The following is a 12,570-nucleotide window of genomic DNA, read 5'->3' on the forward strand; positions in this document are numbered from 1 at the left end:
CGCCGCGCGGCGTCCATCAGGGTCTCGTCCTCCTGCACGCAGCTCGCACCGGGGTGCATGATGTCCCTTGCGGTCGTCATAACCGCGGCCTCCTTTCAGGCCCCCCTACTCACGATCCCGCCGATTGGCCGTTCATTCAGAGCCAGAGCGTCGACACGCTGATGGTGTGTACCGGGCGCCTGGGGCGCCGGCTCACTCCCTCTGCGGGCGGCTGGTACTCCTTGGGGCGACCGCGCCGCGAATCCGTGGCCGCCGGGCGACCGGGCTCGGTGGTCGGCCCGGTGTCCCCGACGAGTCGGCGCCGTGTCTTCCTGGGCATGGTCACTCCTCCCTTCGTCCGGTGCCGCTCACTGCCCTCGCCTCCGCGCGGGCCACGTGCTGTTTGACGGCTGCGAAGCTGTCCGGCGCCACGGAGATGGAGTCGAGGTCCGCGTCGACCAGGATTGCAGTGAACGCCGGATCGTCGCTGGGCCGCTGCCCGCACAGCCCGACGGGGCGGCCGGACGCGTGGGCGCGGGCGGCGAGGGTCTGGATACTGCGGACGACGGCGGGGTCCCGCTCGTCGAAGACGTGGGCGAGGGCCTCGGAGTCGCGGTCGACGCCGAGGGTGAGCTGGGTGAGGTCGTTGCTGCCGATCGAGAACCCGTCGAAGCGTTCCGCGAAGTCCTCAGCGAGGATGACGTTGGCCGGTATCTCCGCCATGACGTAGACGCGCAAGCCGTTCTCACCTCGTACGAGTCCCTCCTGCGCCATCACCCCGAGCACCTGGTCCGCCTCTCCGAGCGTCCGGCAGAACGGAATCATGACGATCACGTTCGTCAGCCCCATCCCCTCACGGACTCGGCGCAGCGCACGGCATTCGAGGGCGAATCCCTCGCGGTAGCCGTCGCTGTAGTAGCGGCTCGCACCGCGCCAGCCGATCATCGGATTGGCCTCGTCCGGTTCGAAGGGCCTGCCGCCGAGCAGCTTGGCGTACTCGTTCGTCTTGAAGTCACTGGTCCGGACGACGACGGGGCTCGGCCAGCGGGAAGCGGCGATCCGGGCGATCCCGTGGGCCAGGCGCTCGACGAAGTACTGTCCGCGGTCCAGGTACCCCTCGGTGAGCCGGTCGATCACATGGCGGTCATGTGGATCGAGCCGCTCCGGGTGCAGCAGGGCCATCGGGTGGACCTTCACCTGGTGGGCGACGATGAACTCAAGACGCGCGAGGCCCACTCCGTCGGCGGGGAGCCTCCACCAGCGGAACGCGGCCGACGGGTCGGCCAGGTTGAGCATCACCCGGGTGCGCGTGGCAGGCAGCTCCGCGAGGTCGGTCAGGATCTCCTCGTACGCCAGCAGGCCCTCGTGCACCCGTCCGCGCTCGCCCTCGGCACACGACACGGTCACCTGTCTGCCCTCCCTGAGAACCTGGGTGCCGGTGCCGGTGCCGACGACGGCGGGAACCCCGAGTTCGCGGCTGACGATGGCGGCGTGCGAGGTGCGTCCGCCGTGGTCGGTGACGATCGCCGATGCCCGCTTCATGACCGGTTCCCAGTCGGGGTCGGTGACCCGGGTGACAAGAACGCCGCCCTTCGGGAAGCGGTCGAGGTCGACGGGGGCGTCGAGGGCGACGACGGGACCCTGGCCGATCGCCTCTCCGACCGCGATGCCCTCCACGAGGGGTTCGCCAGGGGCGACGGTCAGCCGGCAGCGTCGCAGGGTCGTGGACCGCCGGCGGGACTGCACGGTCTCAGGGCGCGCCTGGACGATCCATAGTTCGCCGGTGAGGCCGTCCTTGGCCCATTCCAGATCCATCGGGCAGCCGTAGTGGTCCTCGACGGCCGCCGCCCACGCGGCGAGCTCGCGGATCTCCGCGTCGGTGAGCACGCGTCGGTTCCGCTCGGCGTCGGGGGTGTCGACCGTACGTGTCAGGCCGGTGTCCGCGTACACGGTCTTCAGCCGCTTGGTGCCGATCCGCACATCGATCACGGGGTCGAGGGAGGGGTCCTTCATGCTGGGCTTGAACACCGTGTACTCGTCGGGGTCGACCTGGCCGCTGACAACGGTCTCGCCCAGGCCCCAGGCGGCGCTCACCACGATCACCTCGGGAAAGCCGCTCTCCGGGTCGAGGGTGAAAGCAACGCCGGCGCCGGCCAGATCGGAGCGGACCATGAGCTGGACCCCGACGGAGAGGGCGACTGCCAGGTGGTCGAAGCCCATCCGTTCGCGATAGTCGATCGCCCGGTCGGTGAACAGGGACGCGTAGCAGCGCCGGCACGCCTCCAGGAGCGCCTCGGGTCCCCGTACGTTGAGATACGTCTCCTGCTGTCCTGCGAAGCTCGCCTCGGGCAGGTCCTCGGCCGTCGCGCTGCTGCGTACGGCCACTTCGGGCGCCTCCCGGCCGCTCTCCGAGGCCAGCCGCTCGTACGCGGCAAGGAGGGCGTCCCGCAGGGAGGCGGGCAGCTGCTGCGCGAGGAAGAGCGAGCGGATGGCCGCCCCGACCTCGTCGAGCGGGGCCCCCTGGTGCAGGCGGCCGATCTGCTCCTCGACGGCGTCGCGCAGTCCGCGGACGGCGAGAAGTTCCACGTACGCCTCGGCAGTCGTGGCGAAGCCCGGCGGTACACGCAGGCCCGCGGCACCGAGCCGGTTGGCCATCTCTCCCAGCGAGGCGTTCTTGCCTCCCACCCGGGCGACGTCCGAGCGGCCCAGCTCGTCGAACGGTACGACGCGGCGCGTCGGCTCCATGGCTTCCTCCGTGGCTCTCAAAGTCCTCAGTACGGGAGGGGTCGGCCGGACGGGGTGCGCAGATCAACGGGGCTGGGCCTGCGGGGCTGTCGGGGCCGCGGGCTGATCCGGATGCGTTGCATGGTGCTCACCTCTCCGGGGAACCGGCGGACGGACCGGGGTCGTGCTCTTGTCCCACCGTCCCGCGTGGGGGCCGCAGCGCCCCAGTGCCGAGCGGGGCACCGGACCGGGGCCGGTCGGTCGTCCTGGAACGGGACCGGTCGGCCCATGCCGGGTCGCCGTTCCGCCCCTCGCGACGTGGGAGCGGGACGGTGATCACAGGACACATGGCGCGATGCAGCAGGCCGTGAACCGTCGAGCCCAGCCACATGCCGGAATAGCCGCCGCGGCCTCTTCGGCCGACGACCAGGGCAAGGGACTCCTGGGACGCCAGGGCGAGTTGCTCGACCGGGTGTCCTCGAAGGACCTCTTGCGAGATGGCGACGTCCGGATACCTCTGCGCCCACCCCGCAACCGACTCGGCCAGCAACCGACGGCGTTCGGCCAGCCCCTCGGCCACATCGTCGTGGGCGAGGACGGAAGGGGGCCAGACCCAGACGGCGCGCAGTCGTGCCTCGCGCAGGCTCGCCTCCTCGACGGCGAAGGCGACCGCGGCCCGTGAGGACTCGCTTCCGTCCACGCCGACGACGAAGGTCGGCGGGTGCACGGCGCTGTGTTCGGGTTCGCGGACCACGACGACGGGGCATTCGGCTCGTGCGGCGAGCGGGACGACCACGGAACTCTCGCTGAACACTTCGGCCACCCGGCCGAGACGGCGCGAGCCGACGACGACGAGCGCGGCGTGCGCCGCCAGGTCGCGAAGCACGGTCGCCGGCACGCCGTTCACGCGTTCCGTCGCGATCCGCAGACCGCCATGGAGTTCCCGTGACAGGTCCTCCGCGTTGGCGATCGCCGACTCCGCGCGGAGTCGCAGGGCGCTCTGGTGGGCGAGCGCGTCGTACCGAAGCCTGTCGTGGGTGGGCGGTACGACGACGACCAGGCGAAGAGGCGATCCTCTTCGTTCGGCCTCGGCCGCGGCCCAGACGAGAGCGGGGATCGACTGCTCCCAGGGGTCGATTCCGAGCAGTACCTCGTTCACGTCTCCTCGACCCGTGTGGCGAAAGCGGGTGGGACGATCTCCACCGGGCAATGGGCGTGGTGGAGCAGAACGTGGGCGACGCGCCCCAGGGCGGGGCCCGCACCCAGGACTCGGTGTTCTCTGCCCATCACGAGCAGATCGGTATGGGCAGTCGCCTCCACCAGGATCCCGGGCGTGCTCGTGCCCGTCTCCACGTGATGGCTGACGTTGAGCCCGGGATAGAAGTCACGCACCCGGTCGGCGAGCGCCTTGATCTCGTGCACGCGCTGCCGCGCGATCTCGTCGAGGTCGTCCAGCATGGTCGCGACGCTGCCGACGTGGGTGAGCACGTTCCACACGCTCAGCAGTCGCAACACGGTCTTGCGGGCATCCGCCTCGGCAGCCGCGACGAGCAGCCAGCCGATGTCCGAGGCACCGTGCACGGCTGCTGTCACCGAGCCCGACTCGGGACGGTCGCTGTCACCACGGACGACGATCACGGGCACCTCGGCGCGGGCCGCCACGCCCATACCCACGGAGCCGAGCATGAGCGCGGAGAATCCGCCGAGCCCCCGGTTGCCCACCACGATCGTCCCCCGGTGACCGGCGGCCGCCCGGAGACCGGCGACCGGCTCCTGGCGACTCAGTTCCCTTGTGACGGCAAGGTCCGGAAAACGCTCTTGGACCGTGCTCGCGGTCTCGATCAGCAGGTCGCGGCCCGCCTCGCGTACCGTCTGGATCGTCTCGGCATGGGCGAAGAGGGCCCGGCGGTCGGTGTCGGCGGCGTGGACGAGATGCAGGGGCCGCTCCCGTATGGCCGCCTCGGCGGCGGCCCAGAGCACGGCCGTGCGCCCGGAAGGAGACCCGTCGACTCCCACGACGACGTCGCCGAACTCCGGGCGAGCAGGGGTCTCGCTGGTCATGGCTTCCTCCTCCGGAGTACGCCCGGCGCTCGGGAGCACGTCCCGAGGGGCGACACCTCCCACGCTGACACCGTGGCGAGCCTCCCTGGGATGGGCCGTTCGGCCCCGATCGAGACCTGCCCGGCCCTGCTGCCGGGAGGCATGGGACCCCCAGCCTGAAGTACGGGATGTCCGCTCCGGTCCGGACCACGAGCGGAACGGAGCGGAGCGGACACGACTGAGGAGGCACGCCATGACGGCCCGGGTCACCGTCGGTCGGGACGGCTCGCCGGAAAGCCTGGCCGCCGTGGGTTGGGCGGCGACGGCAGCGGTGTTGCGCGAGGAGCCCCTCCGTATGGTGCACGTGGAGGAGTGGCCGAACACCCCTGACGTGCCCCTTCCCGGCGCCCGCAGCTTGGCCGAGCGGGCCGAGAGCCTCCTGCGGGACGAGACGGACCGCGTGCGGAAGGACCATCCCGGCCTTGAGGTGCTCACGGAGCGTGCGCGTGGCCGGGCGGCCGGGGAACTGACGGCAGCGGCGAACGAGGCGGATCTGACGGTGCTCGGATCCCGGGGGCTCGGTGGAGTACGTGGCTTCGTCGTCGGCTCGGTCTCCCTCGCCGTCGCTCGCACACGCCGACACGCTCTCCGTGGCCGAGCTGATGGCCGCGCTCAAAGACCTTGCAGTCCGGGCACGGGTCGGCCGGCTCCGGGCATCGGAGACCGCAGACCCCAGTCCCACCGTCACGAACCCCGGCGACCAGGGCGTCGAGGCGGTGTTCGGCGTCGTCTACCCGCCGCAGGTCGCACTCGTCGGCCGCGCGTCTCCTGACCGCCCTGGACCGACTCCTGCAACACCCGGAGCAACTGTGAACCACGACCAGGCAAGGGAGTTCTTCCGGCCGGCGGTGGTGGACGGCGCGGGCCGGGTGATCGGGGTCGTGTGGGACCTGGAGGCATGGGAGCGGGCGAAGGCCGAGGGAACGAGAGCCGAGGAGCTGATGTCGGTACCCGCCGTGTGCGCCCGCCCGGACTGGACCGTGGCGGAGACGGCACGGCTGATGGAGGTCCAGAAGGTCGAACGGCTCGTCGTCGTCGACGACGAGGAGCAGCCGGTGGGCATCGTGAGCCGCCACGGCCTCCTGGGCATCTTCCTGCGCGAGGACGACGACATCCGCCGGGAGATCGTCGAGGACGTGCTCGGCGACACGCTGCGTCTCGAACCGACCGCACTCGCCGTCGAGGTCCGCGACGGGCGGGTGGACCTCGCGGGCAGGCTGCCCTTCCGGGGCATGATCCCGGCGATAGAGCGCATGGTCGCGACCGTGGACGGCGTGGTCTCGGTCTCCTGCACCCGTCTCACGTACGACGTCGACGACACCGAACGAGGAGGTACACGATCATGACGCGGAACATCGTGGTCGGCCTGGACGGCACGGAGCAAGCGAACACCGCGGCGGAGTGGGCGGCCGAAGAGGCGGTGCTGCGCGGCACCGGCGTGCACCTGGTGTACGCGAAGGAACCGGTACCGGAGACCGTACTGTCGCTCATGCCACGCGGGTCCGACGACGCGTGGGCCGAGGAGACGGTGGCGCGCACCGCCGCAGGACTGCGCGAGCGCCACCCCGGCCTGTCCGTGACCACCCGGATGCTGCCCGCGGGTCCCGTGCCGGGCCTCGTCGCCGCGGCCGAGGAGAGCGAGCTGCTGGTCCTCGGCTCACGGGCCCTCGGCAGTGTGGCCGGCTACCTTCTCGGCTCGGTCGGCCTGACGGTCGCCGGCGCGGTCGAACGGCCCGTCGTACTGGTACGGGCGGGCAGCGGGTCGATCGCTCCGAGCGGCCCCGTCGTGGTGGGGACCGATGTGCGGCAGCCCGTGGACGCCGTTCTCGGTTTCGCCTTCGAGGAAGCCGCCCGGCGTGACGCCCCGGTCCATGTCGTGTACGCGGAGCAGCTTCCGTTGTTCGCTGGACTCGGGCCCGCCATGGTCCCGGACATCCGCCTTGCCCTGGCTCCGGAGATCGAGCGCTCGCTGGAAGCGCTGCTGGAGCCCTGGCGCGCGAAGTACCCCGACGTCGAGGCCGCCGCCCGCGTGACGATCGGATCCGCCGGACTCGAACTGGTCCAGGCCGCCGGAGACGCCGCACTCGTGGTGGTGGGCAGGCGTATGCGTCACACGGCGCTGGGCTCGCACATCGGCAGCGTGGCCCACGCGGTCCTGCACCACAGCCCCGTGCCGGTGGCTCTCGTGCCTCATGCCTGAGCTCGGTGCCGGTCGGTCGCCGGAGCTCGAAGATCTCGACGAACGGCCGCGGACCGGCTGCCTCGACCGACGGGGCCAAATCGCCCGCCTCCGTCGCGCGTGCCACCGCCCGGCGGAGCCGGGCCATGGCCTGCGGGTACTCGATCCCGCGCCCGGCTCCGCAGGCGAAACCGGCCAGCGCGAGTCCCGTGAGGACGCGGTCGGGGTCTTCCTCCATGAGCAGCCGGTCGGCGTACGAGCCGGGGTCGCCCGCGCCCCCGTTCGCGACGACGCCCGGGCCCGGCTTCCCCGCCGCCGCGGCCCCCTTGTCGGCCACCGGGAACCCGGCGCCGCCCCGCCCGCGCAGTCCTGAGACGGCGGTCTCTGCTGTACGTCATCGGGCCGCAGTCCGGTCACCGCTGCGCGCCACACCTCCCAGGCGTCCTGCCCTCCCACGATGTCGGCGAGCAGGACGGGCGTGCCGGTCGTGTCGGCCGCGGGGATGCCCCGCGCGCGGTTCGGCCCTTCCGGCAAGTTGGTCGGCCAGGTCCGGGGCCGTGCGGGGCAGGGTGCCGTCGAGGGCTGCGGGTCCTGTGTAGCAGTAGCCGAGGCAGTGCACGGTCTGCAGCGAGGTGGAGCCCGCCGCGTCGACGGTGCCCGCCGTCACTCCGAGGGCGCGCTCGACCTCCGCCAGGTGCCGTCCGCCCCGCGCGGCGAAGCACGCCGTCGCGGTGCTGGCGGCGGCTCGGCGGGTGGCCAGCTTTACCACGCAGCACTGGGAGCGGACAAAACGGTCGGCTCCGCGTTCGTCATCCGCTGCGGGGGGTCGAAGGACGTCACCTACAACCTGCAGGGCGCGTCGACAACACCCGCGTCATCGCCGAAGGCGCCTGATCACGGGCAGGTCGCCCCCTCGCCCTCCCCTCGCACCCCCCGAAAGGCCCCCATGCGTGCTCTCCTCGTGGCCATGACCACGACTCTCACCCTCGCCAGCGCCCCCGGCGCATCGGCGGCAGCACCCCCGCCAGCGGCCGCACCCGGCTTCAGCATCTGGTTCAACGGCCACGGGACCTCACCAAATGCGGACCTCGCGGCCGGCGAGCACCGGATCATCCTCGACGCCAGCTGCGACGGCGACCTCGTTGGAGCCCGGCTCTACCACGTCACCTGGGGCGCCGATCGGAAGTTCGGGAACGTGGTGAGGATCCCCTGCCACGGCCGCGCCCTCCCCCAGTAGCAACTCGGCGGAGGCGACTACGACTTCTACCTCCTCTTCGGCGTCGACAACCCACATCACCGGGGACTGGCGACAGGAAGGAGCACCTGGCACCAAGGCAGCGCGTCGCGACCGGAAGGCGAGCCACCCGCGCTGTTCCCCGCCCGGCGGACGCGTCAGGTCGCCGGCGCGGGGGTGACGTAGAAGACGTACGGCTACCGGTACTGGGCACTGATCACCAAGGCCGAAAGCGCCATCTACGGACCAGCCTGACCACCTCGAATCAGCGGGACCTCAGTACAGGTCACCGACATCCCTTGGAATCGATCATCCAGGTGGTGGAGGACTCCGCGAGCCTCCCTGTGCCGCGGAGTATCTGGCTGAAAGGCGGTGATTCCTACTCAGGAGAACCGTCCCCGCGGGCGCGGCGCCAGTCCCGGTACGCGGCCACCGCCGTGGGCAGTGTGGGGAAGATCAGATCGGCGCCGACCGACTCTGCCAGCCCGTAGGCGTCGAGATCGTCGAGCAGGTCCTGCTTCACACGCGCCAGCGCGAACACGATGCCGCGGCGGGACAGTTCGCGACGCAGCTCATCGACGGAGTCCAGCGCGGTGATGTCCACCTCCACATTGGCCTCGGTATTCAGCACGAACCAGTAGACGGGCCCAGACTGCTCCGCGACGGCGGCGAGTGCCCGGCGCCGGAAGTTCTCCGCGTTGGCGAAGAACAGCGGCGAGTCGTACCGGTAGATGAGCAGCCCGGGAATCGTACGAGCCTCCGGATAGTCGTCGACGTCGTGCATGCCGGCCACGCCGGGCACCAGGCCCTGGACGGCATCGTGCGGGCGCGCCACCCGCGTCAGAAGCTCGGCCACCGACAGGCCGACCGCCACCAGCACCCCGTACAGAATGTCCAGGGACAGCACGCCGCACAGGCAGCCGACGGCCAGCAGGAGTTCCCTGCGGCGGAAGGAGGCCAGCCTCCGGAAGCCTGCCAGGTCGATCATCTTGACGGCGGCGTAGATGACGAGGGCGCCCAACACGGCGACCGGGGTAAGACTCAGCAACGGGCCGAGGAACAGCAGGACGGCGAGAACGGCCGCGCCTGCGGTCAGCGAGTACACCTGGCTTCGCGCGCCGGTGGAGTCCGCCAGCGCAGTGCGGCTGGCACTGCTGCTCACCGGGAACCCGCTCAGGACGCCCGCGCCGAGGTTCGCGGCGCCGAGGGCCAGCAACTCCTGATTGGCGTCCAGGCGCCCGACGTCGTCGCCGGCGGCGAAGGCACGCGCGGTGAGGATCACATCGGTGTAGCCCACGAGGAGGATGCCGAGCGCCGGAACCATCAGCTGGGACAGCTCGCCGAAGTCCGGCATGGTTGGAGGGGGCAGCCCCGCCGGCACCGTTCCGATCACGGCGATGCCGTGCTCGTCCAGGCCGAGCGCCGCCACCGCCACGGTTCCGAGCCCGACCACCACCAGCGGCCCAGGCACCGCATGCAGGAAGAGCGGCAGGGCGAAGAGGAGGACGAGGGCGGTGATGGCGACGACGACGGTGGCGGGCTGGGCCTCGGACAGGTTCTGCACGAAGGACACCAGCTGCGGAAAGAAGTCTGACCCAGTGGTGCTCACGCCCGTCGTCTTCGGCAGCTGATCCACGATCATGATCAGCGCCACACCCGCAAGATAGCCGACCAGGACCGGCCGCGAGAGGAGATCGGCGACGAAGCCGAGCCTGGCTGCCCACGCCACCAGGCACAGCAGACCGACCGCGACCGCCAGCGCGGCCGCCAATACGGCATATCGTCCAGGGTCCCCGTCTGCGAGCGGCGCGACAACCGTAGCGGTCATCAGCGCGGTCGTCGACTCCGGCCCGACCGACAACAGCCGCGACGAGCCGAGCAGCGCGTACAGCACCAGTGCGGGCAGAATCGCCCACAGCCCGGCGACGGGCGGCAGCCCCGCCACGGTCGCGTATGCCATGACCTGCGGCACGAGATACGCCACGACGGTCACGCCCGCCAGCAGGTCGCCGCGCAGCCAGGAGCGCTCGTAGCGGGCGAGGACAGCGATTCCAGGCGCTCCAGGTACCAGACGGCGCCACCCCGGATCGCTGGGTCGGGGGTGCTGCGACATGAGGCTCCTCTCCCTCCCGCCGTTTCAAGATCTCACGGACTCTGTCACGGCCGCGAGAACCGAAGGTCCCACCACGCCGCCGCCCGCTGCCTCCCGGCGCGACTGCCACTGCGCCCGCTCGCCCATGTCGGGCCGGACGGCTGAAGCGTTCAATGGCCACGTGCCCCGACGCATCGCGTTCTCCTGCGTACGCGGCGCGGGCTGGCCCGGGCCGTTGGCCCAGAAGACCTCGTTCAGCACGGCGCCCGGTTCTTGGCGTTGCTGGACCGCTTCTGGCATTGGCTCGGCCAGGTTCATACCGCCTTCCGCGAGCAACCGGCCCAGGCGGACCTTGATGCGGTGGTCGTCCTCAGGCGACGTCAGACGATTCCCTCCGTATCCTCGCGGAGCCTCGCGCCCCGCCGGAACACCTCGGCCAGCGCCGCAACGAGCAGACCCAGCAGGATGGATTCGGTCGAGAGGCATAGGCGAAGCGGACCACGGAGTCGGCTACCGCCTCACTTGTCGCCCTGACGGCCGGCCGTAGCAGCTCGGCATGGCTTTGGCGAGAGCGGCCCGAGTGCGCGGCGCCACGTCAGCCCGCCCGTTCGAGCGAATTGCCTCGAAACAGGCGTCGCCGACGCACAGAACTGACGGCATGCCGCCAGCGAGGGTCGTCCTCGAGTCGAAGGCGGGTCAGGGGAACGGCAGGTCAACGAGCGGCTCGCGGTGCTGCGGTGAGTGGGAGCCGGGTGCCCCGTCGGTGTCTCCCCGACGCAGGCGACGATCTCGTCTGCCTGACTGCACTCTTGTGACGGCTACTCACCCGTGGGACAGTCGTCCACGATCCAAGGCCGCCCATCACGCCTCTCATCATCGAGAGTGTGCGGGGGATGCGACGGCCTTGCTGTGCACGGCGCGGACTGACCAACCGTCACCGACGTCCACTCGGCGACCCCGAGGGACCACAGCATCCGCACGGCCCGAATTGCCCGTACCACGGACAACGAAAGGTCTGGTTACCGAGAATGAGATCTCCCGCGCGTCGGACACGTGCGCTCATCCCCGCCGCTGTTCTCGCCGCCGGCTTGCTGGCGGCCACCCCCGCCCACGGGGCCGATCATCCCGACCTCCGCCTCGCCCCCGCCGAAACGGCGATCGCGGGGAGCTGGATCGTCGTCCTCAAGGACACCGCTCCCACCTCGGTCCGCCCGGCCGCCGCGAGCCTGGCCGGCCGGTACGACACCCTTACCCACGTGTACAGCTCGTCGCTGCGCGGCTTCTCCGTGAAGGCGTCGGCCGCCCAGGCCCGGAGTCTGGCCTCGGACCCGCGCGTCGCCTACGTCGAGCAGGACGCGCGGGTCACCATCGACAGCACCCAGTCCAACGCGACCTGGGGCCTGGACCGCATCGACCAGCGCCAGCTGCCGCTCGACACCTCGTACACGTACAACACCACCGCCTCCAACGTCAGCATCTACGTCATCGACACCGGAGTCCGCACCTCCCACCAGGAGTTCGGGGGCCGAGCCGTCATCGGCACCGACACCGTCGGCGACGGGCAGAACGGCAACGACTGCAACGGCCACGGCACCCACGTCTCGGGGACCACGGCCGGCTCGACGTACGGCGTCGCCAAGGGCGCCAAGATCGTCGGCGTGCGCGTCCTGAACTGCCAGGGCTCGGGTACGACCTCCGGTGTCGTCGCCGGCATCGACTGGGTGACCGCCAACGCCGTCAAGCCTGCCGTGGCCAACATGAGCCTCGGCGGCGGCGCGAGCACCTCGCTCGACGACGCCGTCAAGCGCTCGGTCGCCTCCGGCGTGAGCTACGCCATCGCCGCCGGGAACGGCAACCAGGGCGGCAAGGCGCAGGACGCCTGCAACTACTCCCCCGCCCGCGTGCCCGAGGCGATCACCGTGGGCGCGACGGACAAGACCGACACCAAGGCGTCCTGGTCCAACTACGGCACCTGCGTCGACCTGTTCGCGCCGGGCGTGGGCATCACCTCGTCCTGGAACACGAACGACACCGCCACCAACACCATCAGCGGCACCTCGATGGCCACCCCGCACGTGGCCGGCGTCGCGGCGCTCTACCTGTCGGGGCACCCCTCCGCCACCCCCACGCAGGTCAGGGACGCGATGGTGGCCGCCACGACGAGCGGCGTGGTGAAGAGCGCGGGTACCGGCTCGCCGAACCGGCTGCTCTACTCGCTCTTCTGACCCGGCCACCCTCTGATCGGTTGAGTACCCGTGGCCG

The 12,570-nt window shown here is 71.1% G+C and carries 9 protein-coding genes and 3 pseudogenes; 5 read left to right on the forward strand and 7 right to left on the reverse strand.

The features are described 5' to 3' along the window. Positions 1–321: 321 nt before the first annotated feature. The 3 genes from ppsA to ABT041_RS23260 all read right to left on the reverse strand — a co-directional run bounded on the left by ppsA (position 322) and on the right by ABT041_RS23260 (position 4,764). On the reverse strand, positions 322–2,724 hold the full coding sequence (gene ppsA / locus ABT041_RS23250; protein WP_351187358.1) for a phosphoenolpyruvate synthase: 2,403 nt from the start codon (positions 2,722–2,724) through the stop codon (positions 322–324). A 127-nt stretch (positions 2,725–2,851) separates the two neighbouring features. Next, positions 2,852–3,862, reverse strand: a complete 1,011-nt coding sequence (locus ABT041_RS23255) for a universal stress protein (RefSeq protein WP_351187360.1) — start codon at positions 3,860–3,862, stop codon at positions 2,852–2,854. Continuing rightward, positions 3,859–4,764 (reverse strand): universal stress protein, encoded by a 906-nt coding sequence (locus ABT041_RS23260; protein WP_351187362.1) that lies wholly within the window; start codon positions 4,762–4,764, stop codon positions 3,859–3,861. The genes ABT041_RS23255 and ABT041_RS23260 overlap by 4 nt, the downstream gene beginning before the upstream one ends. 232 nt (positions 4,765–4,996) lie before the next feature. On the opposite strand from ABT041_RS23260, the pseudogene ABT041_RS23265 reads away from it, so the two are divergent. The 4 genes and pseudogenes from ABT041_RS23265 to ABT041_RS23280 form a co-directional block, all read left to right on the forward strand. Continuing rightward, positions 4,997–5,362, forward strand: a pseudogene (locus ABT041_RS23265) (universal stress protein); the annotation flags it as partial. A gap of 43 nt (positions 5,363–5,405) precedes the next feature. Next, a pseudogene (locus ABT041_RS23270) lies at positions 5,406–5,501 on the forward strand (hypothetical protein); the annotation flags it as partial. 111 nt (positions 5,502–5,612) lie between these two features. Continuing rightward, positions 5,613–6,149, forward strand: coding sequence for a CBS domain-containing protein (locus ABT041_RS23275; protein WP_351187594.1), 537 nt, complete (start codon positions 5,613–5,615; stop codon positions 6,147–6,149). Then, the gene (locus ABT041_RS23280; RefSeq protein WP_351187364.1) at positions 6,146–7,003 is read left to right on the forward strand and encodes a universal stress protein; all 858 of its coding nucleotides are present in this window, start codon (positions 6,146–6,148) and stop codon (positions 7,001–7,003) included. The genes ABT041_RS23275 and ABT041_RS23280 overlap by 4 nt, the downstream gene beginning before the upstream one ends. A gap of 91 nt (positions 7,004–7,094) precedes the next feature. Here ABT041_RS23280 and ABT041_RS23285 read toward each other — a convergent pair. From ABT041_RS23285 to ABT041_RS23300, 4 genes and pseudogenes are all read right to left on the reverse strand, one after another. After that, positions 7,095–7,349, reverse strand: a pseudogene (locus ABT041_RS23285) (protein disulfide oxidoreductase); the annotation flags it as partial. A gap of 27 nt (positions 7,350–7,376) precedes the next feature. Further along, on the reverse strand, positions 7,377–7,751 hold the full coding sequence (locus tag ABT041_RS23290; protein ID WP_351187366.1) for an NAD(P)H-dependent oxidoreductase subunit E: 375 nt from the start codon (positions 7,749–7,751) through the stop codon (positions 7,377–7,379). 303 nt (positions 7,752–8,054) lie between these two features. Further along, positions 8,055–8,276, reverse strand: coding sequence for a hypothetical protein (locus ABT041_RS23295; protein ID WP_351187368.1), 222 nt, complete (start codon positions 8,274–8,276; stop codon positions 8,055–8,057). 319 nt (positions 8,277–8,595) lie between these two features. Beyond that, positions 8,596–10,329 carry a SulP family inorganic anion transporter gene (locus tag ABT041_RS23300; protein WP_351187370.1) on the reverse strand — a complete coding sequence of 578 codons (1,734 nt, stop codon included), beginning with the start codon at positions 10,327–10,329 and terminating at the stop codon, positions 8,596–8,598. A gap of 1,007 nt (positions 10,330–11,336) precedes the next feature. Here ABT041_RS23300 and ABT041_RS23305 point away from each other — a divergent pair. Beyond that, positions 11,337–12,533: a S8 family peptidase gene (locus ABT041_RS23305; protein ID WP_351187372.1), complete on the forward strand. Its 1,197-nt coding sequence runs from the start codon at positions 11,337–11,339 to the stop codon at positions 12,531–12,533. Positions 12,534–12,570 lie beyond the last annotated feature (37 nt).

Origin of the sequence: Streptomyces sp. NPDC002825, from assembly GCF_040295385.1 — a bacterium.
Taxonomy (GTDB): Bacteria; Actinomycetota; Actinomycetes; order Streptomycetales; family Streptomycetaceae; genus Streptomyces.